The organism is Microbulbifer pacificus, assembly GCF_002959965.1.
In the GTDB taxonomy this organism is placed as follows: domain Bacteria; phylum Pseudomonadota; class Gammaproteobacteria; order Pseudomonadales; family Cellvibrionaceae; genus Microbulbifer; species Microbulbifer pacificus_A.
The window spans coordinates 402221-428064 of record NZ_PREV01000027.1 but is presented as its reverse complement, the minus strand read 5'-3'; the positions used below and the strand labels follow the sequence as shown (position 1 = coordinate 428064).

Below are 25844 nucleotides of genomic sequence, written 5' to 3'. Positions count from 1 at the left end.
AGGTTCCCCACAGATGGAAGAGCAGTACAACCCCTCCGCAGTCGAAGCTTCCGCCCAGGCCCACTGGGCCGAGCAGAAGAGCTTCGAGGTAAAGGAAGACCCCAGCCGCGACAAGTTCTACTGCCTGTCCATGTTCCCCTACCCCAGCGGCAAGCTGCACATGGGGCATGTGCGCAACTACACCATCACCGACGTGATTTCCCGCTACCAGCGTATGCAGGGCAAGAACGTACTGCACCCGATGGGCTGGGACGCCTTCGGCCTGCCGGCGGAGAACGCCGCGATCCAGAACAAGACCGCGCCGGCCAAGTGGACCTACTCCAACATCGACTATATGAAAGGTCAGCTGAAAGCACTGGGCTTCGGCTTCGACTGGTCCCGCGAGCTGGCCACCTGCAAGCCCTCCTACTACCGCTGGGAGCAGTGGTTCTTCACCCGCCTGTACAAGAAAGGCCTGGTGTACAAGAAAAACTCCGCGGTGAACTGGTGCCCCCACGACGCCACCGTACTCGCCAACGAACAGGTGGAAGACGGCTGCTGCTGGCGCTGTGGCACCACCGTCGAGCGCCGCGAACTGGCACAGTGGTTCATCAAGATCACGGACTATGCCGAAGAACTGCTGAAAGACCTGGATCAGCTCCCCGACTGGCCGGAGCAGGTGCGCACCATGCAGCGCAACTGGATTGGCAAATCCAAGGGTGTTGAACTCGCGTTCGCGTTGCCGAAGACCATCGCCGGTGTCGACCACTTCGACGTGTACACCACCCGCCCCGACACCCTCATGGGCGTAACCTACGTGTCTCTGGCCGCCGAACATCCGATTGCACTGGAACTGGCCGAATCCAATCCGGAGCTGAAAGCGTTCATCGCCGAGTGCAAGAAGCAGTCCATGGCTGAAGCCGACATGGCCACCATGGAAAAGAAAGGTATGGACACCGGCCTTGTGGCCGTTCACCCACTCACCGGCGAAGAAGTCCCGGTGTGGGTCGCCAACTACGTGTTGATGGATTACGGCTCCGGCGCTGTGATGGCGGTACCCGCCCACGACCAGCGCGACTGGGAATTTGCCCGGAAATACAACCTGCCGATTAAACAGGTCATCGCGCCGGTGAACGGCGAAACCCTGGACCTGGATAAAGAAGCGTTCACCGAGAAAGGGGTTCTCACCAATTCCGGCGGCTTCGACGGTCTCGACTTTGACGCCGCCTTCAATGCCATCGCCGACGGGCTGAAAGCCGCCGGCAAAGGCCGCGTCACCACCAACTACCGCCTGCGCGACTGGGGTGTCTCCCGTCAGCGCTACTGGGGAGCCCCCATCCCCATGTTCAACCTCGCCGACGGCACTGAAATCCCGGTTCCCGCAGAAAAGCTGCCGATCCTGCTGCCGGAAGATGTGGAACTCGACGGTGTCACCTCGCCAATCAAGGCCGACGCCGAATGGCGTAAGGACGAATACAACGGCGAAGCGGTGGAGCGAGAAACCGATACCTTTGACACCTTCATGGAATCCAGCTGGTACTACGCCCGCTACACCTGCCCGGACTTTGAAGAAGGCATGCTCGATCCCGAGCGCGCCAACTACTGGCTGCCGGTAGACCAGTACGTGGGCGGTATCGAACACGCCATCCTGCACCTGCTGTACGCGCGCTTCTTCCACAAACTGATGCGCGACGAAGGCCTGGTGAAAAGCGACGAGCCCTTCAAGCGCCTGCTGTGTCAGGGCATGGTACTGGCCGAGTCTTTCTACAAAGAGGTGGACGGCCACAAAACCTGGATCGCCCCCACCGCAGTAGATGTGGAACGGGATGACAAGGGCAAGCCGATCAAAGCCATCGAGCGCGCCACCGGTGAAGAAGTCATCGCCGGTGGCGTGGTGAAAATGTCCAAATCCAAGAACAACGGCATCGACCCCCACGCCGCGGTGCAGGAATACGGTGCCGACACCGTGCGCCTGTTCACCATGTTCGCCGCGCCCCCCGAGCAAACCCTCGAATGGCACGACTCCGGCGTGGAAGGTGCCAGCCGTTTCCTGCGCAAACTGTGGAAGACCGTACACGGTCATATCGAAGCCGGTGATGGCAGCACTGAAATTGATGTAAACAACCTCAGCGACAAGCAGCAGCAACTGCGCCGCAAAACCCATGAGACCATCCAGAAAGTCAGCGACGACTACGGCCGCCGCCAGACCTTCAACACCGCCGTTGCCGCGGTCATGGAACTGCTGAACGAAGTGGGCAAGGTCGCAGAGCGCGATTCCGCCAACGGTCTCGCCGTAGAACGCGAAGCCCTGCAAACTGCCGTCCTCCTCCTCGCCCCGGTCACTCCACACATCTGTCATGAACTGTGGAAACTGCTCGGCAACAGCAGCGAACTGGTCGATACCCGGTGGCCGCAAGTGGACGAAAAAGCCCTGGTGCGCTCCACCATTACTCTGGTGGTGCAGGTCAACGGCAAATTGCGCGCGAAACTGGAGGTGGCCGCGGACACCGACAAGGCGACCCTGGAAAAAATGGCGTTGGAAGACGAGAACGTCGTGAAGTTCACCGACGGTCTTACCGTGCGCAAAGTGATTGTGGTGCCCGGCAAACTGGTCAACGTCGTCGCCAATTAAAAAAGAGCCAACGCTCAACGCCCCGGCTTACGAAGCATCAAAGCACGATGCGAAGGCCGGGTGCCGGGGGTGGGTTTTCAGGCGCGTCGGCGACATGCACGTCGCCGACGCAGCGCCCAGCGATGTATTCACAGGGGGCGCCTAGCTCGGTCCTGAAAACCCACCCCCGGCATCCGGCCGCCACAAGACCTAAAAAAGAACACAACGGACCTCGATGAAAACAACCATGCTCCGCACACTGACTTTAATCCTGGCCGTCACCATCTCAGCCTGCGGCTGGCAACTCCGCGGCGCACCGAAAAACTTCCCCCCTGGCAGCAAGCTCTATATCACCACCGAGGACCCCAGAAGCGAGCTGGCAGAAAGCATTACCCGCCTTCTGCAAACCAGCGGCCTGCCCCTGGCGGAAACCCCCATAGAAGCCGACTTCACACTCACCATCCACAAAGAAACGGAAAAGAAACGCACGGTCTCCGTGGACGCCAAAGGCCGCGCCTCCGAATACGAACTCATCACCAGCGCCGAATACAGTGTGCGCGACAACAGCGGACGGGACCTTCTTACCAACGCCAAAGCCGACGTTTATCGAACACTGGAATGGGACGACAGCGAAGTCGTCAGTAAGGGCGAAGAAGAGCGTTTACAGAGGGAAGAAATGCGCCGCGAACTGATCAGCCGCATCATAGATCGCATTCGCCGCCTCAATATCAGTGCCTCCGTCACCGACAACCCCGCCACCCCCTGAGGGCAAGGGATCCAAATGGCTCGAATATCCCCCCGCCAGCTCAGCCAGAACCTGCGCCAAGGCATCGCTCCCATCTACGTCGTCACCGGCGACGAACCGCTACTGGTGCAGGAGTGCTGCGACAGCATCCGCGACACGGCGCGCGAACACGGCTTCAACGAGCGCGACCTCCTGCACGGGGAAAGCAACTTCGACTGGGGCCAGCTGCTCTCCGCCGCCGGCAGCCTGTCCCTGTTCGCCGACAAAAAAATCATTGAACTGCGCCTGCCTGGCGGCAAGCCCGGTGACAAAGGCAGCAAAGCCCTGCAGGAATTCGCCAGAATGGCGAGCGACGAAACCCTGTTGCTACTGGTCCTGCCACGGCTCGACCGCGCCCAGCTCAACAGCAAATGGGTCAAGGCGCTGGAAGAACGGGGAGTACTGATCCAGATCTGGCCGGTGGACGCCAGTGAAATGCCGCGCTGGATTCACGAACGTCTGCGCAGTGCCGGCCTCCAGGCCGAACCGGAGGCCATCCAGATTCTTGCCGAACGCGTTGAAGGCAATCTGCTCGCCGCCAGCCAGGAAATTGAAAAACTGAAACTCCTGTCTCGCGACAACATCATCTCTGCCGACATCATGAACAGTGCTGTCGCGAGCTCCGCGCGCTACGATGTCTTCGGCCTGATCGACAAGGCCCTCGCCGCCGATGCCGCCGGTGCCGTGCGTACGCTCCAGGGGCTGCGCACTGAAGGCGTGGAAGCAGCGGTAGTATTGTGGGCCATAGCGCGGGAAGTCCGGACACTTCTGGAAACCCAGCAGAAGCTGGATCAGGGCCAGCCGATCAACCGTCTGGTGCGCATCCAGAAACGCCAGCCGTTGATTCAGGCTGCCTGCCAGCGCCTGCGCCCGCGCCAGCTGGAAAACTTTCTGCTGCGCGCGCGCGCCGTGGATAACGCGATCAAGGGCGGTAAGGAAATGGACCCTTGGGCAGGGCTGCTGGAACTGACCCTGAATCTTTCGGGCAAGAGAAGTATCTGATCAGCCGGGAGCACGCCACGCGTCCTCCCAAGGGCTGCCATCGTCAGTCAAAGCGATTTATTCGGCGATTTTTGTTGAGTAAATGGCATCAACCAATGCACCATCGTCGCTATCCCCTGGCAACTCCCAGAACATGATGCCCCCCAACCCGCGCTTCTTCGCATATCCCGTTTTCAGGGCCACTGAGCGCGGATTATCGAAGGTTGCGTATCGTTTTTTCTCCGGGTTGTAGGCATAAGCTGCGCCCGCATCGTCATCCCAGAATACGCTATACCCATTTTCCTTCCGATATTCCGCACCCTGTTCATGGAAGCGCAGCCCCCGAACATGCTTCCCGTTTTGATAGAGACCATGACCACTGTCGCTTACCTCGTCCCAAACCCGGGAATAAAATGCCGCACCCACTACAATTTTCTGTGCGGGCACTCCCGCATCCAGTAAAAAATTCACCGCATTATCGGTAGACTGCTTCTGCCGATCCGTTGAATAAAGCGGTGTGTGATGGCCGGTAACGGTACTGAATCCGTTGACCAGATCGTAACTCATCAGGTTGATGCTATTGATCAGCGGTGTAACGGCTTTCCAATCCAGAGACTTTTGCAGAAATTCATCAAATCCACCGGCGGCGACAGTAATCAGGTAATCCATTCCAAGCACATCCCGCAACTCCCGAACCAATGCCGTAAAATTGTCGCGATCTGCCGACTTGAATGAGTGCCCCGGATGCCCCTCGATGGCGGGATATTCCCAATCAAGGTCCAGGCCATCACCGCCGATCTGCTCAAGCGTGGCCTTCACCGACAAAGCAAATGCACGGCGATTGTCCGCCGTGGAAAAAATTTCCGAACAGGGTTCACAACCACCCCATCCACCGAAGGCGAGCATCACTTTAAGATGGGGATATTGCTGTTTGAGCGCCAAAAGCCGGCGGTACGATGCGCGCGCCTCATCGTCGCGAAATGCGATTTCGCTGCCATCCAGATGTACAAAACTGTAGATCAGATGCGTCAGTTTATTGAAATCGTAACGCGTTAAATCTTTCCCATCACCGGTGTAATATCCCATTACCGCCAGCTCGCTAGAACTGATCGGCGCCGCCAGCGGATTTTCTCCGGCAACCCCGTTGATCTTCTCTGCCGCAACGCTTACATCACATGCCGCAAGCAACATCAGAAGACCAACCATTCTCCCCAATTGAACCAGGCGCATCTTACTCTCCATCAGGCTTTCGCGTAGTGTGCCGAATATATATCGGCCGGGAGTATTGTTCTATCGATACCTGCTCACACGCACCGCCGAGCGAACTGATATGACCGTCGAATAGAGCCTGTAGGATCATCGATACAGGTTTATGGGACACCGTACGTTATGCTGGAGAGAAATCGCATATTCCCCACCCGCACCGCAAAAGTAATTCAACCAAAATCCTGCTTTTCCATCCATGGGATAATGCGCTCAAATGCGCGTTCGATATTCTCGATGGACGTTGCGTAACTGAAGCGCAGTGCGTTGCGGCTGCTCTCACCAAAGGTATCACCGGCGATGGTGCACACACCCGTCTCACGCAGCAACCTCAGGGCCACATTATTGCCATTCACCCCTTCCGGCAGTGCGGGAAACATATAGAAAGCACCGTCGGGTACATAACCCTCCAGGAAAGGAGTCTGATCCACCAGCTCCACCAGGCGATTGCGGCGCTTCCGGTAAGTATCCACCACATCGGTAATGAAACTGCGATCACCTTTGAGTGCCGCCACCCCTGCCCACTGGCAAGGGGTGTTGGCCACGGTGGTGGTGAACATGTGATAACGACGCAGCTTGCGAATTGCACCCTGACTCGCGATCAGCCAGCCAATACGCATGCCCGCCATACTGAATGTTTTGGAGAAGCTGCTCATCACCATGACATGATCCAGATCCGAGCAGCAAGACAGCACGCTGGCGTAACTGTTAAAACCACGCTCGTCGTAAATCAGATGGTCATAAACCTCGTCGCTGATCACATAGATACCGCGATACGCCGCCTCCTGTACGATGGTTTCCACGGTTTCCCGAGGGTACACGGTTCCCGTGGGATTACTGGGAGAATTCAGGATGATGGCGTGGGTGTTGTTATCGATCGCGTCGATCACTTCCTGTGGGTCGAGTTGATGATGGTTCTCCGCGCGTGTCGGAATAGACTTCACTGTGCCGCCGTTCATTCGAATCAGCGGCGCATACAGCATGAAGGAAGGGTCCGGTACGATGAATTCCCGGCCCGGTGCGGAAACTGCCGTCAGCGCCAGATAAATCGCTTCCGTCGCGCCGGTGGTGATCAGGATATTTTCCGGCGTAATCACACGGCCGGAACGCTCACTGTAGTAATCCGCCAGTGCATCCAGCAACTCCGGCAAGCCCGCATCCATGGTGTAACCGGTCTGCCCGGCATTCAACGCCTCTACTGCCGCCCGTACCACATGTGGCGGTGTTGGTGCGTCCGGCTGACCAATGGAGAGGTGGATCACATCATCCATGGTGGCTGCAAGGTTCACCATTTTTCGGATGCCGGGAACCGGAATTGTGAGCAGCGCCGGGTTCCAGACCGGATCTTCCGATTCATAGAAATCGAAGTCGAGCCGGCTCACGAACGCACCTGCCCATCAACATCCATAAGCGCATTTTCATAGAAGAGATCCGGGCGTTTGCCCGTCAGTGGTGCTGCCACCTGATAGGCCTGGGCCGCTCGCAGTACGGCAACATCATTGAAACGCGCCGCCACAAATTGCAGGCCGATGGGCAAACCCGACGCATCAAACCCACAGGGAACAGAGATCGCCGGTTGACCGGTCATATTGAAGGGGTAGGTAAACGGCGTCCATGAAGGCCAGCGGGTGCTGGGCCAGTTTTCCGGTACTTCACGTCCAGCTTTAAATGCCGTAATAGGCAGTGTCGGTGTGAGCAGCAAATCGTACTTCTGGTGAAACATCGCCATGCGCTCACACAGCGCCATACGCTCATTTACCGCTTCCAGATAATCCAGCATGGAGAGCTGTGCCGCCTTTTCCGATACTCCCACCAGTTGCGGGTCCATCAACGCGCGCTGCCTCCTGCCAATATCCCTCAGCGCATTGGCCGCACCGCCGTAAAACAGATGTCCAAAGGAGGCGATGGGATCATCGAACCCGGGCGCCACCTCGGTAATCTCCGCGCCCAGTGATTGAAGTAGTTCGGCAGCCCTGCGTACGGCAGCCTCCACTTCCTTGTTCACGTCCACATATCCAAGGGTGACACTGAACGCGATACGCACACCGCGCAGCAGATCTTCCGGCTCCCCGCGTATCTCCGCGAGATAGTCGATATTGCGGCGTGGAATGGCATTGGTATCGCGACTGTCTGCCTCGGTCAGTGCATTCATCATCAATGCGCAGTCCGCGACGGTCCAGGTCATGGGACCTGCGTGCGCGAGCGTGCCGAATGGACTTGCCGGCCAGTGCGGCACTTCACCGAAGCTTGGCTTCAACCCCACCAGGCCACAAAAACCTGCGGGAATGCGAATGGAACCTCCGGCATCGGTGCCGAGGGTCAGAGGCCCCATTCCCAAAGGCACCGCCGCAGCGCTGCCGCCACTGGAACCGCCGGCGGTTTTATCGGGATTCCAGGGATTACGGGTAATGCCATCCATCGGATTGTCGGTGACGCCTTTCCAGCCGAATTCCGGGGTGGTGGTTTTTCCCAGAGGCACCGCTCCGTGGCGGCGCAACGCCGCGACACTCGGCGCCTCCTTGCCCAGCGTGGATTTCGGATCGATGGTTCTGGAGCCTTTTACCGTGGGCCACTGAGGTGTGAGGAAAACATCTTTGATGGCAACAGGCACACCATCGAGCAGGCCGCACACGTTACCTGACATATAGCGCTGCTCCGCTTCACGCGCACATCGCAGTGTGGTTTCCTCGTCCACCAGATTGAACGCATTTACCGTCGCGTTGCAGCGTCGGATCTGTTGCAACATCGCCTTCGCAGCGTCCACCGGAGAAAAAGACCTCTCACGGTAACCCTGCAGAAGCTCCTGTGCCGATTTCTGAATCAGATCATTCACGCGCGACGCTCTCCCAGCCTAATCCGCTTTTTGCTTTTCTCCTAGACTAGTCCCATCTCGCGTCGAATTCGTCAAATGCGGGTGGAACAACCCGCCCCGATGCAAAATCGACTCAGGAAATGGTATTGGGCATGGAAATTCCCGTCTTTTCGGCAAGTTTTCTCAGATCATCAACGATGCTGGGATAAAGTTTCACGCCCTTTTCCAACTGCGCGGTTCGCAATGACCAGGCACGTTTGCCCGGTATACGCACTGGATCGTCGCTATCGCTCTCACACTGCTCCCATAAAGCCATCAGCGCCGACGTCTGCCGCAAAAAATTTTGCATGGGCCCAAAGGCAGCGGGATCAATAATCTGCAGGAATACCGAATTCGCTTCGTCATCCTCACTTATTTCATCTCCTCGACCATAGCCGGATAACGCCATTGACAACACCTCGAACATGGCGGAGAGCGCAGCGCCCTTGTAACCGTGATCCGCGCCGCCCACCGGCAGAATACTGCCACCATTTTCAAAGGCTCCCGGATCGTCCGAGAGCAGGCCGTCCCGGTCTTTGAGATAGAGTCCCGGCAATTTTTTGGCCTCGCGCGCGGCACGGGACACATAGCCACCGGCCGTAACGGACATACTGATATCAAACAGCAGTGGATAATCGCCAGCCGGTGCACAGAAGGCGATGGGGTTGGCGGAAAACAGCGGAGTTTTACTCCCCTGAGGCGATACCGTGTGTTCCGCCGGTGTCGAACAGGTGAGAATGCCCACGCAATTGTGTTCAATGATTTTCGGCAGATAGGCTGCGAGACAGGCGATATGCTGGCTGCGGCGTATGGTCGCGGTAACAACGCCATACTGCTGAACCCGCGCCAGCGCCTGATCAATCGCGCAGTGTACCACCCAGGGACCCGGTAGAAATTCCGCGTCCCAGTTGAAGACATTGCCGCGATCCACCAACACGTGGGGCTCACCCGTCAAGCGCGAGGCACCCGATTGCAGCCACTGCAGATTGGTGCTCGCCCTGTGCAGCCCGTGGGTGGTGAACCCCATCAGGTCCGCCTGCAGAAAGGTGTCCGCCATAACTTCCGCCCGCGCAGGTTCCAGTCCGGTAGAAGCAAACAGGGCACTGGCAAAGGTGCTGAGATCTTTCGCGCTGTAGCGCTGCGACATGCCTTTTCTCCTGGTGATTTGGGTATATGAGTCAGTGATCAGTCACTCGCCCGCGCAGGGATTTTACCTGCCCACGGCGCGATTTCTTCTGCAGGCGTCGCTCGCGCGAACCTTTGGTCGGTTTGGTAGCAACGCGCTTTTTCGGCGTTTTGAGCACACTTGCAATCAGGGACTGCAGGCGCGCGAGCGCATCTTCCCGATTTTTTTCCTGGGTGCGAAAGCGCTGTGCCTTGATCACCACTGTCCCATCCGTGGAGATCCGCTGATCCCGCAATGCTAGCAAACGCTGTTTGATCTCCTCCGGAAGACTGGACGCGAGCACATCAAATCGCAGGTGAATCGCGCTGGATACCTTATTGACATTCTGTCCTCCGGCACCCTGAGCGCGCACGGCGCTGAGTTCAATTTCCACATCCGGGATGCGAATATGGTTAGAAATAATCAACATGAAAAATACTCTGGATATTCATCCGAAGACTAACCTCGGCCGTCTACTATGCTCAAAGGGTTCGACACCGAATGTTTCCACCTGTCCATTGTTTAAATCATCAGGGGCTATCCACAACATGGATAAACCGTTGACCACCCAAAAAGCCCACTTCAATCCGCCGGTGTTTTACTGCGCTACCGGCGTGTTGATCCTGGTAGTGGCCTATGCGGTTCTTTTTGCCGAGGATGCAACCGCGCGTTTCAAGGGTGTGCAGAACTTTATCGTGCACAACCTGAGCTGGTACTACGTGCTGGTTGTGGCACTGATACTTCTCAGCGTGATCGGAATCGCCATATCCAGATTTGGCGATATCAAGCTCGGCCCTGAGCATTCAAAACCGGATTATGATTTTACCACCTGGTTTGCCATGCTGTTTTCCGCCGGTATGGGTATCGGACTACTGTTCTTCGGTGTGGCCGAACCGGTAATGCACTACCTGAATCCACCGGAAGGGCAAACCGGTACGGTTGAGGCGGCACGCCACGCCATGGTTTTGACCTTTTTTCACTGGGGATTTCACGCTTGGGCGATTTACGCCATAGTGGCACTCATCCTCGCCTATTTCAGTTACCGCCACAAACTGCCACTCACGCTCCGTTCCGCACTATACCCGGTGATTGGCGACCGAATATACGGCCCGATCGGTCATGCGGTAGATGTCTTCGCCATTCTCGGTACCGTGTGCGGTGTAGCCACTACCCTCGGGTATGGTGTGCTGCAGATCAACTCCGGCCTCAATCACCTGTTCGGGATACCGGTGAATGCAACCGTTCAGGTGATCCTTATTGTGGTCACGACGATGCTCGCCACTATTTCCGTGGTTGCCGGGCTCGACACCGGGATCAAGCGTCTCTCGCAACTGAACATGGGACTCGCCGCCCTGCTGTTGCTGATGGTGTTGCTTCTCGGCAGCACCGTCTATCTACTACAGACGTTCGTGCAGAACTTCGGCAGCTACGTTTCGGTACTGGTAAGCCGCACGTTCAATCTCTACGCCTACGCGCCTACGGATTGGCTGGGCGGCTGGACGATACTCTACTGGGGCTGGTGGATGTCCTGGTCGCCGTTTGTGGGGCTGTTTATTGCGAGGATTTCCCGAGGCCGTACCATCCGTGAGTTTGTGATCGGCGCCATGCTGGTACCGGCCATGGTGACGTTGTTGTGGATGACCATTTTCGGCAATTCAGCAATTCATATGATTCTCGACGAGGGACTGACCTCACTTGGCGAAATCGTCAGTAAAGATCAGTCACTGGCCCTGTTTCAGTTTCTCGAACAGTTTCCCTTTTCCGGAGTTTTCTCTCTGATCGCGGTCATCATGGTGATCGTCTTTTTCGTAACATCCGCCGATTCCGGAGCCATGGTGGTCAATATGTTGTCCTCCCACGGACGTGACGACACGCCGCTGTGGCAGCGAATCTTCTGGGCTGGAATCATCGGCACGGTTGCCATTGCGTTGCTTTTGGCTGGCGGGCTCAGTTCTCTGCAAACTGCGACCATTGCCAGCGCTCTGCCCTTTTCCCTCATCCTGCTCGCAGCGATTTATGGTTTGCTTAGTGCCCTGCGCACGGAAACGGCAAAACGCGACGCACAAAATGCTGTTATAGCGCCGATCAGTGCCCGCGATCCTGTACCCTGGCAGCGACGACTAAAGAATCTGTTGAAGCTGCCCTCACTGGTGGAGGTACAGGACTATATTCGCGACACCGGTGAACCTGCACTGCGTGAATTCGCCAGCGAGCTTCAGAAAAACGGTTTTTCAGCACAAATCTCCCACGGTAATAACAGCTATGTGTATCTGGAGGTTTTCCACGGCGAGGAGGTGGATTTTCTCTACGGACTACACCCCAAGGCGCACCTCAAGCCGGATGCCGCGCCGCGGGATGAAGAGCTGGACGATACCGTGGATGATGGAGACCCGGAAAAATATTTCCGCGCGGAGGTGTATCTATCGGAAGGCGGCCAGGACTACGATGTCATGGGCTGGACAAAAGAACAGCTGCTTACCGACATTCTCGCGCAGTATGAGCGCCACCTGCAATTCCTGCACACCGTGCGTTAGCGGCACCGCACACCCCTTTACCAGAGAATACGAGTGACCAGATGCAACTGCGCACAACAAAGGACGGCAAAGCACGCTTCGATCCGCCCGTGTTCTACACCGCCACCGGTATACTTCTTCTGCTCGTTGCCTATGCGGTGCTGTTTCCCGAGAACGCCACTGCACGCTTCCAGAGTATGCAGGCCGCCATCGTCGATTACATGGGCTGGTACTACGTACTGATCGTCGCGATCCTTCTGGTCACGGTCGTCCTCATCAGCATGTCGAGACTGGGCGACATTAAACTGGGGCCGGAACACGAAAAGCCTGAGTACGGCTTCTGGGCCTGGCTCGCCATGCTGTTTTCCGCAGGAATCGGGATCGGCCTGTTGTTTTTCGGCGTGGCAGAACCAGTCATGCATTACCTCAACCCGCCGGATGCCAGCGTGGGCAGTGTCCAGGCCGCGCGCGATGCCATGATCCTGACCATCTTTCATTGGGGCTTTCATGTATGGGCCATCTTTGCCGGCGTCGCCCTGATCCTTGCCTACTTCAGCTACCGGCACCATCTGCCACTCACCCTGCGCTCGGCGCTCTACCCCCTGATTGGCGAACGTATTCACGGGCCTATCGGCCACGCCACAGATGTATTCGCTATCGTCAGCACCGTCTGCGGTGTGGCCACCACCCTCGGTTTTGGCGTGTTGCAAATGAATTCCGGGTTGAATCACCTGTTTGGGGTGCCAGTCGGCGAGATGACCCAGGTCATTCTGATCGTCGTCACCACGGCGCTGGCCACACTGTCGGTAGTGGCGGGACTGGACGCGGGCATCAAGCGTCTGTCGCAGCTGAATATGGGGCTCGCCGCCCTGCTGTGTCTTACGATATTGATTCTCGGCAGTACCGTATTCCTGTTTCAGGCCTTCGTGCAGAATGTGGGGAGTTATCTGTCGGTACTGGTAAATCGCACCTTCAATCTTTATGCCTACGCGCCCACCGACTGGATCGGTGGCTGGACGATTTTTTATTGGGGCTGGTGCCTGAGCTGGTCGCCATTCGTAGGACTGTTCATCGCACGGATTTCCCGCGGTCGTACCATCCGCGAGTTCGCCGTCGGCACGCTGTTCATGCCAACACTCATCACCATTATCTGGTTGACGGTGTTCGGCAACTCCGCCATCCGTATGATCCGCGACGAAGGCCTCGAATCCCTCGCCACTGTCATCGAAAAGGATCAGTCTCTCGCCCTGTTCCAGTTTCTTGAACAGTTTCCCTTCTCACAGGTGCTCTCCGGGCTCGCCATCGTGCTCGTCGTTATCTTTTTCATTACATCCGCCGATTCCGGCGCCATGGTTATGAACATGCTGTCGTCCCATGGTCGTGACGACACACCGGTGTGGCAGAGAATTTTCTGGTCAGCGATCATCGGTGTTGTTGCCATCGCACTATTGCTCGCCGGCGGCCTCGCATCATTGCAGACCGCTGCCATCGCCAGTGCCCTGCCCTTTTCCGTCATATTACTGGTGGCGATATATGGTCTGGTCAAGGCGCTGCGCATGGATTCTGCGAAACGCGATGCGCAGTCTGCGCCAGTGGCACCAATCAGTGCCCGCAATCCCGTTTCCTGGGAGCGACGCTTGCGCAACCTGGTCCAGCTGCCATCTCTGCAGGAAGTGCATGAATATATCGAGGAAACGGCGGAACCGGCGATGCAGAATTTTGCCGCACAAATGCGGAAAAATGGCTTTCAGGCTGAAGTTCGAAGGGAACGGAATACGCAGGTTTACCTGACGGTATTCCAGGGAGAGGAAGTAGACTTCATCTATGGCATTCACCCCAAGGCCCACCTCAAACCCAACGCCAGCAACCCCGACACCAGCCTGGATGACACCGTTGATGATGGCTCCCCAGACAAGTATTTCCGTGCGGAAGTCCACCTTTCAGAGGGCGGCCAGGATTACGATGTAATGGGCTGGACCAGTGATCAGTTGTTGACGGATATCCTCTCCCAGTACGAGCGGCATCTACAGTTTCTGCACTCGTTGCGCTGACCGCGGAAAAGTTCGAATGGCAGCGGTCGGATATCACGCGAGATTTAAAACCCACCAGTCACACAAACTGCGCCTGACTGTAAATGGACCTCTGGTCATAGGCATGGTGCTTGGTTACTATCAAGGGGTTTCCGGTCAATTCGCGTCGGGTAGTCCTGTTCCCAGCCCTGGAGCGATGAGAAACACCAACAATAAAAATCTGAACGTCATTTTAAAAACAATAACGATGAGCAGCTGACCCCGCCTTCCGTCTCGCGGAATTCGAGATCAGTGTGCGAGAGGAAAACTTCATGCCCAACAAGCAACACCGCCTCGCGGCGGCCATCGCCTGCCTGACACTTTCTTCCAGCTTCGCGGCGTCCGCCAACGAATCTCCCTTCTCGCAGGTTATCGCCTTTGGTGACAGCCTGACCGACGTCGGCAATGCCGGTATTTTTACCAGTGGCGACGATAAGCAGGCGGCCATCAGCCTGCTGTCGCAGCAACTGGGCCTCGGGCCGGTAACACCGTCCTGTGCCGGCATGTATCTGTGCCTGCCGGATGTGGACACCAGCCTGCCGGAGGATGAAATGCTGGCGGCGGCGCAGGCACAGGTGAGTGCCTCTCTGCCGAATGTCGGCGGCGGCTGGGCCGTCGGTGGCCACCGCGCTGCGGACGTGCTACTGAACATTCTCGGTACCGAAGGCTATATGCAATACCTGAGTGCCCAGGGTCTGGCACTGGACGTGAGCGCCCACAACTTTGCCAGCGCATTGCTGCCCGATCCCACCCGCAACACCAGCACCGGCCTCTATGCGGACCTGAATCTGCTCGGCCTGTTGCTGCAAGGACCCGATGCCGTCGCCCAGCTGCGTGCTGGCGCCGCGCAGGCGGAAGCAGCGGGCGACCCCGATACCGCCGCGGCATTCACCGCACAGGCGGATGCACTTCAGGCGCAGATCGACGCCGCGCCCGCGGCCATCGTGGCCGATTCCGGCATCACCGGTAACCCGCACCCACTGGGCCTCGGTTACCTGGAAGCCAGCAACGGCCGCGCCGACAGCAAGGCGCTGTACTGGGTTAACGGTGGCGGCAACGATCTGCTGAGCGGCTTCAGCGCTTCGCTTACCGGCGCCATGACCGCCGAGCAGTTTGGTGCCCGCGTCGGCATCGCGGCGAATATGCTGGCCGACGGTGCCCAGGCTCTCGCCGATGCCGGAGCCAACTACATTCTGCTGTCCAACGCACCGGATATCGGTAAGACTCCCGGTATGTATGCCGCCGTCAGCCAGGCCGTCGCCAGCAGCCCCGAAGCGGCACAACTGGCCGACGCCGTGACCGCCGGCCTGATGACCCAGGAACAGGCCAATGCCCAGTTGAGTGCGGCCATCGATGCCACACTGGCCCAGGCCAGTGCAGGGGTAGACCTTTTCAACCATACGCTGATCAGCGATGCCAAAAATATCGACGGCGTGCTGCTGGTGGACCAGAACGGTGTGCTGCAGGTGTCCATCGCCAACGCCGCAGCCCTCGGGCTTGACGCCGAGACGGATCACACCAAATTCTGCTACGACGGCAGCGGCGGCTGTATCGAGCATCCGGTCTATGGCAAAAATGGCAGCGCTCCGGATGCAGACCGACTGCTCTTCAACGATGCGGTTCACCCCACCCAGGCGGCACAGCAGGTGCTCGCGGACTACTATACCGGCGTGGTCAGCGCTGCCCAGGTTGCCGGGCAGCTACCTGATATTGGGGTGCAGGCTGCACGCAGCCACCTCAGTGCCCTGGAAGAAAATCTGGTCAGCGCACGCTATCGCCCAGCTCAGACGGGTGTGTTTGTCAGCGGCGTGTTCGGCAGCAGCGACTACGACAATAATTTCGCGCCCACTGCCAACGGAGACCGCTCTGCGGGTGTGATCGGTGCCAGCTATGCACTGCGCGACAATACCGAACTGGGCTTTGCCGTCAGCCGCTCTGACGCGGAGTTGGACAATGCGCTGTCGAGCGTGGATTCGACGTCCACCAACTACAGCCTGTTCGGCCGTTTCCACTACAACGAGTTTTTTGTCGACGCCAGTGCGACCATAACCGACGTGGAGTACGATCGTATAGGTCGCCACCTTACCCTCGGCAGTCAATTTGACGGCACCCTGGAAGCCAGCACCAAGGGCGAAAACGTCACTCTCGACCTGATGGGCGGCGTCAATATGTCCAGCGGTGGTGCACATTACGGTCCATTCGCCGGTGTAACCCAGGTTACCGCGGACGTGGATGGTTACACCGAAAATGCGCTTGCCGGCTTTACCTATACCGATGCCAACGGTGCCGAACAGGACCCGCTGGGCATGCATTTCGGAAACCAGGAGCGGCGCTACACCACCATGCGCCTGGGCGCGTTCATGGACCAAAGCTGGGACCGTATCAGTGTCTATGGCCAGCTGTGGTATGAGGACACCACTGGTACCGAAAATGACGTACTGGAAGTCGGCATCAAGTCCATGGGCGGTAACATGAACGCGATGCCAAGCTACGCCAGCAAGGATACCGGGCTCTTCGAAAGCGGCGCCGGCGCCCTGCTCGGCCTGCGCTGGCAGGCTGCAGAGGCCATTGCTGTAAGTGCCAACCTCAGCGCTCGTCCGACCTCGGAACACGGTTCGATCAGTGTGAGTTACCGTTTCTGATTTTTTTCCATAGCACGCATTGAAAACGCCCTCCCGTGAGGGCGTTTTCTTTTGTCGCCAGCAAAATTCTGTCATCCTCACGCCGACTGATTTTCCGGATATCTCCATGTACCTGCTGAACACCGACCGACTGCAACTGCGCAAACTCACCGACAGCGACGACGATGCGCGCTTTACCCTGGCACTAATGAACGATCCCGATTTCCATCGCTACATCGGCGACCGTGGTGTGCGCACCGTGGAAGACGCCCGCAGCTATCTTCAACGCGGCCCCATCGCCATGTACTGTGAGCACGGATTCGGGATGTTACGGGTGGAATTGAAGGACGGTACCCCTATTGGCCAGTGCGGACTGTTGAAACGAGATGGACTCGACGATGTGGATATCGGCTTTGCCTTCCTGCCCGAGCACCGCGGTCGGGGTTATGCGCTGGAAGCTGCGCAGGGGGTGATGCAGTGGGGAGAATCCGAGCTCGGCCTTACCCGTATTGTCGCCATTGCGACACCGGATAATCGCGCCTCCCTCGGACTCCTTGAACGACTTGGCCTGCGAAGGGAAAGAATGATAAGGCTCCCCGGGGGTACCGAGAATCTGATTCTGATGGGATGGGATGCAGGGAGAACCACAACCCCGGCTTGCTGCCGCTGATCGCACCGTTCAATCGTTCCGCACAGAGCCGGCTCGGTGACCGGGATTTTTCGTCAGGTGGAAAATAAAAAAGCGAGCTGACGCTCGCTTCTTAACTGTACACGACGGTTGTCAGTGCGCGCTCGCCTCACCGGCGCCCTGAGGGAAGCGAATACTCTCCACCATTTCCTGTACCTCCTGTGGCGCTTCGCGGGTCATTTTTGCCACGGCGATGGCAACGGTGAAGTTGATCATCATACCAAGGGTACCGATACCTTCCGGTGAAATACCAAACCACCAGTTGTCCGGCATGTTGGCGGCGGGATTGATGAACTTGAAGTACACAATATAACCTGCGGTAAACAGGATACCTGACACCATGCCGGCAATCGCGCCTTCCTTGTTCATACGCCTGGAGAAAATCCCCATGATGATCGCCGGGAAGAACGATGAGGCGGCAAGCCCGAAAGCAAAGGCCACCACTTGCGCCACAAAGCCCGGCGGGTTGATGCCGAGATAACCGGCGATACAAATCGCAACGGCGGCCGCGGAGCGCGCGTACAGCAACTCCTGTTTCTCGCTGATCTTCGGCATCAGATTCCGTTTCAGAAGATCGTGGGAAATGGATGTCGAAATCACCAGCAGCAGCCCCGCGGAGGTGGACAGGGCCGCAGCCACACCGCCGGCGGCCACCAGTGCGATGACCCATGCCGGCAGGTTCGCGATTTCCGGATTTGCCAGCACCATAATGTCGCGATCGACCGTCATTTCATTGCGCGCATCGCCGGAGTAAAACATCTTGCCGTCGGCATTCTTGTCGTCCCAGTGGATCAGGCCAGTCTCTTCCCAGTTCGATACCCAGCTGGGCGCCTTATCGTGGGGTGTTCCCTGGCCGTCGGCACCATTAATGGTGTCGATCATGTTCACTCGCGCAAAGGTGGCAATGGCCGGCGCGGTGGTATAGAGCAGCGCGATAAACAGCAGCGCCCAGCCAGCAGATTTGCGCGCATCGCGGACCTTGGGCACGGTGAAGAAGCGCACGATCACATGCGGCAGGCCGGCGGTTCCCACCATCAACGCAGCGGTGATAAAAAACACATCGATGGTGCTTTTGGTGCCCGTAGTGTATTCCGCAAACCCGAGTTCCGCAGAGAGGCCATCCAGCTTGTCCAGCAGATAGGTACCGTCAGGCAGAGCGGCACCGAAACCCAGTTGCGGCAGCACATGGCCAGTCATCATGATGGAGATGAAAATAGCCGGCACCATATAAGCGAAAATCAGTACACAGTACTGTGCCACCTGTGTGTAGGTAATGCCTTTCATACCGCCGAGCACCGCATAGAAAAACACTACGCCCATGCCAATCACCACACCGGTGGTGATATCCACTTCCAGGAAGCGGGAAAAGACCACGCCCACACCACGCATCTGCCCCGCCACATAGGTGAAGCACACAAAAATCGCACAGATCACGGCCACCGTGCGCGCAGCCTGGGAGTAATAGCGGTCACCAATAAAGTCCGGCACGGTGAACTTGCCAAATTTGCGCAGGTAAGGTGCGAGGCACAGGGCCAGCAGCACGTACCCGCCAGTCCAGCCCAGCAGATATACCGCACCGTCGTATCCCATAAAAGAAATCAGGCCCGCCATGGAAATAAATGAGGCCGCCGACATCCAGTCCGCCGCCGTCGCCATGCCGTTGGCCAAGGGGTGCACACCACCGCCAGCCACATAGAAATCATTGGTAGAGCCGGCGCGCGCCCAGAGGGCAATGCCGATGTAGAGAACGAACGTTGCACCAACAATCAGGAAGGTCAGGTTCTGTACATCCATGACTCAGTGCCCTCCCTGGGGTTGTTGCACTTGGGGCTCCAGGGCAGATGTTTCCGGCTGTTCGACGGATTCATCGTCCTCGTAAACACCGTATTTACGGTCCAGACGGTTCATCTTGTAGACGTAAACAAAAATCAACACCAGGAATACGTAAATGGCCCCCTGCTGGGCAAACCAGAAACCGAGCTTGAAGCCGCCCAGACGGATCTGGTTCAGCTCGTCCACCAACAGAATGCCGCAGCCAAACGCTACGGCAAACCAGATACTCAGAAGACTGAGCATCAGCTTGAGATTTTCTTTCCAGTAGCGCTCGGCCTGCTGCCGGTTGGCAAAGCTCATCGCAAGGCTCCTTGTTTATTTTTATTGAATTGGTTGGACACTCTACCCGGATAGCGGCGGCTTTGTCATCGTTTACATCCGTCTCCGCAGCGCCAAAGACTCGCTATTGGGAACAAACTTGACAGTCGATGACGCTGAACTAGGCTCAAAGCGGGAGCTTGATCCTTCGACCATAATTAAATGAGAAATGCGCCATGATCATCGCCACCGATATGCCCGAAGTGAGCCGCTGTGCCGCCGTTGAGTGTGCGTACAATACCGATTCCGCCTGCCACGCCCGCGCCATTACCATCGGCGACGGAAACCATCCGGACTGCGATACCTTCTTCAGTAACGATCACCATACCAAACGCGAGCGTGTAGCCGGTGTCGGCGCCTGCAAGGTTACCGGTTGTAGTCACAATGTGGATTTCGAGTGCAGCGCGGACCGCATTGAACTGGGCTACAGCGGCAATAGCGTGAACTGCCTGACCTACGCACACTGAAGAATCCGACGATTCGAACCGGGGCCTGACGCCTATATCGGGCAAAAAAATCCCGGCATAAAGCCGGGATTTCGAGTGATGCGTCTGGTCAGCCCTGTCAGCTGACTTTTTCTCCGTGGGCCTGCTTATCGGCGTGGTAGGAGGAGCGCACCATGGGGCCACAGGCCGCGTGCTTGAAGCCGATCTGCTCGGCGTAGCGGCGGTACTCCTCGAACTCGTCGGGGTGCACGTAGCGCTGTACCGGCAGGTGCTCCTTACTCGGCTGCAGATACTGGCCGATGGTGAGCATGTCGATATCGTGGGCGCGCATGTCGTCCATCACTTCGAAGATTTCTTCGCGGGTTTCACCGAGACCCACCATCAGACCAGACTTGGTGAGAACGTCCGGGCGGCGCTTCTTGTATTCCTGCAGCAGCTTCAGCGACCACTTGTAGTTGGCACCGGGACGGGATTCACGGTACAGACGCGGCACGGTTTCCAGATTGTGGTTGAACACATCCGGCGCCTCGGCTTCGAGGATGTCCAGTGCCACCTCCATACGGCCGCGGAAATCCGGGGTGAGGATCTCCACCTGCAAATTGGGGGAGAGCTCACGGGAGCGTCTGATGCAATCGGCAAAATGCTGGGCCCCGCCATCGCGCAGGTCATCGCGGTCCACGGAGGTAATCACCACGTAGCGCAGGCTCATGGCGGCAATGGCTTCCGCCAGGTGCTGGGGCTCATTCGGATCCAGCGGGTTCGGCTTGCCGTGGCCCACGTCGCAGAAGGGGCAGCGGCGGGTACAAATCTCGCCCATAATCATGAAGGTGGCGGTACCGCCACTGAAGCACTCCCCCAGGTTGGGACAGCTGGCCTCTTCACACACGGTGGCGAGCTTCTGCGAGCGCAGGATGCTCTTGATCCGATCCACTTCCTGGGATGCCTTCACTGACGGGACCTTGACGCGGATCCACTCCGGCTTGCGCAGGGTCTGATCACTGGCAATCACCTTTACCGGAATACGCTCGACCTTGTCGCCGTCGCGCAGCTTCTCTCCCTGCTGCAGACGGCGGGTGCGTTTTACCGGGCTGATCTCCGGAACCACCGTCTGCACACCTCCAGAGGTGGCGATGATTTCCGGCTTGTCGGCGTCAATTCGTTCAGACATTGCTTGTTCCTGATTCGGTGGCGGGCACCAAAAACATGTTCTCGTCGACCGGTTGCCACTGGGCCTCCGGCAGTTGCAACCTGCGCGCCAGCGCAGCTACAAATTTTTCGGCCACCCCCAGCCATTCCGGGGTGGGCTGGATCAGCTCCGCCATCTGGACCATCTGCATGCCGGCATAGCCGCAGGGATTGATGCGCAGGAAGGGTGCCAGGTCCATGTCGATATTGATCGCAATACCGTGGAAGGAACAGCCGCGGCGCACCCTCAAACCGATAGAAGCGATCTTGTTGCCTGCGCGCGGGCCCTCGGTGAGATACACCCCGGGAGCGTCAGCGCGTGGGGCTGCAGCAATTCCATAGGCGGCGAGCATATCCACGGTCGCATCTTCCAGCGCGCTGACCAGTTCACGCACACCGATCTTGCCACGACGCAGATCCAGCAGCGGGTAGACCACCAACTGGCCGGGGCCGTGATAGGTCACCTGGCCACCGCGGTCCACCTGCACCACCGGGATATCGCCGGTGTTTAGCAGGTGCTCGGCTTTGCCGGCCTGCCCCTGGGTAAATACGGGAGGGTGCTCAACACACCAGATCTGATCCCCGTCGTTGTTGCCACGGGTATCGGTGTAGTGGGCCATGGCGCGCCATACGGTTTCGTAATCGCGACGTCCCAGGTTACAGATGGCCGTTTGCGGTATCGACATCACAGCACCATGTGCACGCCCGGATGGGCCTTGAGTTCTTCGAACAGCGCCTTCAGCTGGGGCTCGCCGGTGGCCAGTATGTAAAAGGTCATGGAGGTAAAGCGCCCGTTACGGCTCGGCGTGTGCTTCAGCCGGGTCTCATCCAGGTCCGACACATGGCGGCGCATGACTTCGAGCACGAATTCATGCACCTGGTCATCCGTGTCACGCACGACTTTGACCATGTAGTCTTTACAGGGAAACTCGATTTTCGGGGGCTGCTGCTCTGAATCCTGGGTCATACCACACTCACAGGGCCACAGGTGGGAAATGGAAACGCGGGGCGAACCCAGCGGGGATTGCGGCCGGGCGGCGATTATACAGTGCCGACAGGGGGCTGGACAGGGAAGAAAAATTGCAGGAGAAACCGCTTTTGAGAGAACCCGGCGGCAGATACCGCCGGGATAGTGCGCAAAATTTCAGTAGGAGTTACTGAAAGAAGCCCATCACAAAGCGCTTGATGGAATCCCACAGACGTTTGAAGAAGCCGCCCTCTTCCACATCTTCCGCAACCACAGCCGGAATATCCGCAACGGTCTGGCCGTCCAGAGTCACGATCACCTTACCCACCTGCTGGCCTTTGGCCAGGGGCGCCTTCAGTTCGCCGTCGATGATCAGGTCGGCCTTGATGCTCTCTTCGCCACCGCGGGGAATGGTCACGAAGACATCGCTCTGCACCGCAACCCCCACGGAGTCTGCCTTGCCGCCCCAGACGCGCTCGGTCTGCAGGACGTCGTTGGCGCCATAGACCTTATGGGTCTGGAAGTAGCGGAAACCATAAGCCAGCAGTTTCTGGGTCTCGGCCGCGCGCTTCTCGTCGCTGTCGGTGCCGACCACCACAGAGATCAGACGCATGCCGCGTTTGACCGCAGAGGCCACCAGGCAATAGCCCGCCTCTTCCGTGTGTCCGGTTTTAATGCCATCCACCGCGGAATCACGCCACAGCAGGCGGTTGCGGTTGGGCTGGTTGATACCGTTGAAGCGGAAGTACTTTTCAGAATAGAGCGCGTAGTGCGACGGGTGATCAGCAATCAGTGCGCGCGCCAGGGTACCCAGGTCGCGGGCTGTGGTCATGTGACCATCGGCCGGCCAGCCGGTGGCGTTCACGAAGTGGGTATCGGTCATACCCAGGCGCTCGGCCTGCTGGTTCATGACCTCGGCGAAGACTTCCTCACTGCCGGAAACATGTTCCGCGAGCGCGATGCTGGCGTCGTTGCCGGACTGAATGATGACACCGCGCAGCAGGTCAATGACGGGCACCTTGTCGTTGACCTTGACGAACATCTTGGACCCGCCCATACGCCAGGCTTTCTCGGAGATGTTCACCGGATCCTGTTCCTTGATGGCACCCTTCTCCAGCTCTTCCGACACAATGTAGCTGGTCATCATTTTGGTCAGACTGGCCGGTGGGATCTGCTTGTCGGCGTCATGCTCCACCAGCACCTGACCGGTGTGGGCATCGATAAGAATGTAGGCTGTGGCCGCCAGCTGCGGCGGTGCCGGAATCAGCGGTTTATCGGCCTGGGCCACACTACTGGTGCTGACAATCAGGAGCAGGCAGGCAAATAAGCGTTTGAACATGGGACTCTCTTTATTCCTTACATCAATGGGTGTCAAAGCCCGGCTCCAGCCATCCTTAAGGCTGCTGGCCGAGAATGGGACGTTGCGAACGGCGCGGTCAATCCACCACAACCTGGGGCTGTCCGAATTTCTGCTGTTCTACGGATTCCCGCAATGCGGCCAGAACCCGTTGCTGTGCAATAGGCCCGATACGCACCCGGTAGAGCGTTTTTCCGCCGCTCTTTACCGGACTGACGGATACAGGATAGCCGAATGCAGCGGCCAGTTGTCCGCGAATCTCTTCTGCCTGGCTTGCAGAGCTGTATGCACCGACTTGCAGGAAGGTATTTGACGGTAGTTTGAAGCTGGCGTCCTCGGGTAACCCCTTCCGCGCCGCGGCGTCTTTCTCCACTGCCAGGGTCTGGGTGGCGCTGGGCAGGCTGTCCGGGTCCAGTGCTTCCACCTCTACCCGCGCCGTGCCTTTGTCGATATATCCGAGTTTCTGCGCTGCGGTATAACTCAGATCAATGATTCGCCCCGGAACAAACGGGCCGCGGTCATTGACCCGCACGATTATGCTGCGACCGTTGTCCAGATTGGTCACCTTGGCGTAACTGGGCAGCGGAAGCGTTTTATGCGCCGCAGACAGGGCATACATATTGTAGACCTCGCCATTGGCGGTTTTACGCCCGTGAAATTTGGTGCCATACCAGGAAGCGCGGCCGCGCTCGCGGTAGCCCTTCACTTTATTCAGAACCTTGTAACGCACCCCATCCACCACGTAGGGGGATTTATTGCCGGCAACGCCAATGGGTTCTCGCACCGGGGTCACTTCTGGCGTAGCCAGCATGTCTACCGGCATCGCAGGGCCACTGTCGCGCATCTGATCAAAAGGGACTTCACCCTTCTCCGCCGGTTTATCCGCCGTTTTCACTGGCACGTTGCTACAGGCGGTGAACAAGGTCAGCAAAAAGGCTATGCCGACCCGGGTTATCCCCAGGGCAATCGTTGTTTTCATGGCTTCCCCCCGGCGCAGGACAAACAGCGCCTGCAACCGCGTTTTATCGTACTCGTTGTTCGAGTCTGTTTTTAACCGGTGCCGGGCACTGCATTGCCCCCGGCGCATTCTATCGCTTTATCGAACAGGGCTGGCCCGGTAATCAGGAACGGCCGCCACGTGCTTTGATGATTTCCTGCCCCAGTTCATAGACCGCCATGGCATACAGACGGCTGTGGTTGTAGCGGGTAATGGTGTAGAAATTATTCAGACCAATCCAGAACTGTTCCCCATCCCGGGTATCCAGGGAGAACACATTGGCGGGCATATCCTTGGTCACTTTGGCGGTGGTCGGGAAGCCCTTGGCTTCAAGCTCACCGACGGTCCATTTCGGTTCCAGATCGTCGTTGACGATGGTCATGTCCGCATTCGGCAGCGGCTGGGTAATGACCGTCACCGGCTCGCCGGCTTTCCAACCGTGCTCGACGAAGTAGTTGGCCACACTGCCGATGGCATCCTCGGTGTCGGTCCAGATGTCCACGCGGCCATCACCATTGAAGTCCACCGCGTAGTGACGGTAACTGGAAGGCATGAACTGGGCAAACCCCATGGCGCCCGCATAGGAACCGTTCAATTTCGTGGGGTCAATCTTTTCATCTCGCGTCAGCAGCAGGTAATTTTCCAGCTCCTTGGTAAAAAACTTGGAGCGCCGCGGATAATCGAAAGCGAGGGTGGTGAGCGCATCCAGCACCCGGTAGCTGCCCATATTGCCGCCGTATCGGGTTTCCACACCGATAATGGCTACGATCAGCTCTGGTGGTACGCCATATTTTTCTTCCGCCTTTTTGAGGGCTTCCGCATTTTTGTCCCAGAAGTCCACACCGCCACGAATACGGGTCGGGGTGATAAAAATTTCGCGGTACTCTTTCCAGGGTTTGGCCTTTTCCGCCGGGCGCTTGATGGCCTTGAGGATGGAGTCCTTGCGCTTGGCTTCCTGCATCAGGGCCTGCAGCTCGACACGATTGAAGTTGTGTGCGGCCACCATGTAATCCACAAAGGCCTGGGCCTGGGCGTTTTCACCGTGCCCCTGCTCCTGGGCACAGGCCCCTAGAACGAGCCCGAGGCCCGCCAACAATCCTGTGGTCCATTTCAAAACAACCGCTCCTGTTTTCATAACGTACTTCCGGCTACTTCTTCCATTATTAAAATCAAACTACTGTTGTGACTGCGGACGCGCCAAAAAGTGGCACGATAC

General features: G+C 57.9%; 22 protein-coding genes. 9 read left to right on the top strand and 13 right to left on the bottom strand.

The window, feature by feature from the left end; genetic code table 11:
- Positions 1-13 precede the first annotated feature (13 nt).
- From leuS to holA, 3 genes are all read left to right on the top strand, one after another.
- Complete coding sequence (gene leuS, locus C3938_RS12585; protein ID WP_105103641.1) at positions 14-2611, top strand: leucine--tRNA ligase; 2598 nt, start codon at positions 14-16, stop codon at positions 2609-2611.
- A 226-nt stretch (positions 2612-2837) separates the two neighbouring features.
- Positions 2838-3356, top strand: coding sequence for an LPS assembly lipoprotein LptE (gene lptE / locus C3938_RS12580; protein WP_233998870.1), 519 nt, complete (start codon positions 2838-2840; stop codon positions 3354-3356).
- Between the two features lie 15 nt (positions 3357-3371).
- Positions 3372-4376: a DNA polymerase III subunit delta gene (gene holA, locus C3938_RS12575; RefSeq protein WP_105103639.1), complete on the top strand. Its 1005-nt coding sequence runs from the start codon at positions 3372-3374 to the stop codon at positions 4374-4376.
- Positions 4377-4433: 57 nt separating this feature from the next.
- Here holA and C3938_RS12570 read toward each other — a convergent pair whose 3' ends face one another.
- The 5 genes from C3938_RS12570 to arfB all read right to left on the bottom strand — a co-directional run bounded on the left by C3938_RS12570 (position 4434) and on the right by arfB (position 10064).
- Positions 4434-5585, bottom strand: coding sequence for a glycoside hydrolase family 18 protein (locus tag C3938_RS12570; RefSeq protein ID WP_199775598.1), 1152 nt, complete (start codon positions 5583-5585; stop codon positions 4434-4436).
- A gap of 206 nt (positions 5586-5791) precedes the next feature.
- Entirely contained in the window at positions 5792-7000 is a 1209-nt protein-coding gene (locus tag C3938_RS12565) for a pyridoxal phosphate-dependent aminotransferase (protein WP_105103638.1), read from the bottom strand.
- Positions 6997-8451, bottom strand: a complete 1455-nt coding sequence (locus C3938_RS12560; RefSeq protein ID WP_105103637.1) for an amidase — start codon at positions 8449-8451, stop codon at positions 6997-6999. Before C3938_RS12560 ends, C3938_RS12565 begins: the two co-directional genes overlap by 4 nt.
- Before the next feature lie 112 nt (positions 8452-8563).
- Positions 8564-9616 (bottom strand): Ldh family oxidoreductase, encoded by a 1053-nt coding sequence (locus C3938_RS12555; RefSeq protein ID WP_105103636.1) that lies wholly within the window; start codon positions 9614-9616, stop codon positions 8564-8566.
- Positions 9617-9647: 31 nt separating this feature from the next.
- Entirely contained in the window at positions 9648-10064 is a 417-nt protein-coding gene (gene arfB, locus C3938_RS12550; protein WP_105103635.1) for an alternative ribosome rescue aminoacyl-tRNA hydrolase ArfB, read from the bottom strand.
- Between the two features lie 118 nt (positions 10065-10182).
- Between arfB and C3938_RS12545 the strand changes: the two genes are divergently transcribed.
- The 5 genes from C3938_RS12545 (at position 10183) to C3938_RS12530 (ending at position 17507) form a co-directional block, all read left to right on the top strand.
- Positions 10183-12168, top strand: coding sequence for a BCCT family transporter (locus C3938_RS12545; protein ID WP_105103634.1), 1986 nt, complete (start codon positions 10183-10185; stop codon positions 12166-12168).
- A 41-nt stretch (positions 12169-12209) separates the two neighbouring features.
- The gene (locus C3938_RS12540; protein ID WP_105103633.1) at positions 12210-14198 is read left to right on the top strand and encodes a BCCT family transporter; all 1989 of its coding nucleotides are present in this window, start codon (positions 12210-12212) and stop codon (positions 14196-14198) included.
- Positions 14199-14214: 16 nt separating this feature from the next.
- On the top strand, positions 14215-14436 hold the full coding sequence (locus tag C3938_RS17885) for a hypothetical protein (RefSeq protein WP_158681679.1): 222 nt from the start codon (positions 14215-14217) through the stop codon (positions 14434-14436).
- Positions 14437-14488: 52 nt separating this feature from the next.
- The gene (locus C3938_RS12535; RefSeq protein ID WP_105103632.1) at positions 14489-16858 is read left to right on the top strand and encodes an autotransporter outer membrane beta-barrel domain-containing protein; all 2370 of its coding nucleotides are present in this window, start codon (positions 14489-14491) and stop codon (positions 16856-16858) included.
- Between the two features lie 106 nt (positions 16859-16964).
- A complete protein-coding gene (locus C3938_RS12530) occupies positions 16965-17507 on the top strand; it encodes a GNAT family N-acetyltransferase (RefSeq protein ID WP_105103631.1) in 543 nt (180 codons plus the stop codon).
- A 111-nt stretch (positions 17508-17618) separates the two neighbouring features.
- Here the strand turns inward: C3938_RS12530 and C3938_RS12525 are convergent, their stop codons facing one another.
- A complete protein-coding gene (locus tag C3938_RS12525; RefSeq protein WP_105103630.1) occupies positions 17619-19319 on the bottom strand; it encodes a sodium:solute symporter family protein in 1701 nt (566 codons plus the stop codon).
- 3 nt (positions 19320-19322) lie between these two features.
- Positions 19323-19658, bottom strand: a complete 336-nt coding sequence (locus C3938_RS12520) for a DUF4212 domain-containing protein (protein ID WP_105103629.1) — start codon at positions 19656-19658, stop codon at positions 19323-19325.
- Between the two features lie 194 nt (positions 19659-19852).
- Between C3938_RS12520 and C3938_RS12515 the strand changes: the two genes are divergently transcribed.
- Positions 19853-20143 carry a DUF1540 domain-containing protein gene (locus C3938_RS12515; protein WP_105103628.1) on the top strand — a complete coding sequence of 97 codons (291 nt, stop codon included), beginning with the start codon at positions 19853-19855 and terminating at the stop codon, positions 20141-20143.
- A 97-nt stretch (positions 20144-20240) separates the two neighbouring features.
- On the opposite strand, the gene lipA is transcribed toward C3938_RS12515, so the two are convergent.
- The 6 genes from lipA to mltB form a co-directional block, all read right to left on the bottom strand.
- Positions 20241-21290, bottom strand: a complete 1050-nt coding sequence (lipA, locus tag C3938_RS12510; RefSeq protein WP_233998869.1) for a lipoyl synthase — start codon at positions 21288-21290, stop codon at positions 20241-20243.
- Positions 21283-21993 (bottom strand): lipoyl(octanoyl) transferase LipB, encoded by a 711-nt coding sequence (gene lipB, locus C3938_RS12505; protein ID WP_105103627.1) that lies wholly within the window; start codon positions 21991-21993, stop codon positions 21283-21285. Before lipB ends, lipA begins: the two co-directional genes overlap by 8 nt.
- Positions 21993-22274 carry a YbeD family protein gene (locus C3938_RS12500; RefSeq protein ID WP_105103626.1) on the bottom strand — a complete coding sequence of 94 codons (282 nt, stop codon included), beginning with the start codon at positions 22272-22274 and terminating at the stop codon, positions 21993-21995. Before C3938_RS12500 ends, lipB begins: the two co-directional genes overlap by 1 nt.
- A gap of 187 nt (positions 22275-22461) precedes the next feature.
- A complete protein-coding gene (locus tag C3938_RS12495; RefSeq protein ID WP_105103625.1) occupies positions 22462-23613 on the bottom strand; it encodes a D-alanyl-D-alanine carboxypeptidase family protein in 1152 nt (383 codons plus the stop codon).
- A gap of 97 nt (positions 23614-23710) precedes the next feature.
- On the bottom strand, positions 23711-24610 hold the full coding sequence (locus C3938_RS12490) for a septal ring lytic transglycosylase RlpA family protein (protein WP_105103624.1): 900 nt from the start codon (positions 24608-24610) through the stop codon (positions 23711-23713).
- Positions 24611-24752: 142 nt separating this feature from the next.
- On the bottom strand, positions 24753-25742 hold the full coding sequence (gene mltB / locus C3938_RS12485) for a lytic murein transglycosylase B (RefSeq protein ID WP_233998868.1): 990 nt from the start codon (positions 25740-25742) through the stop codon (positions 24753-24755).
- Positions 25743-25844 lie beyond the last annotated feature (102 nt).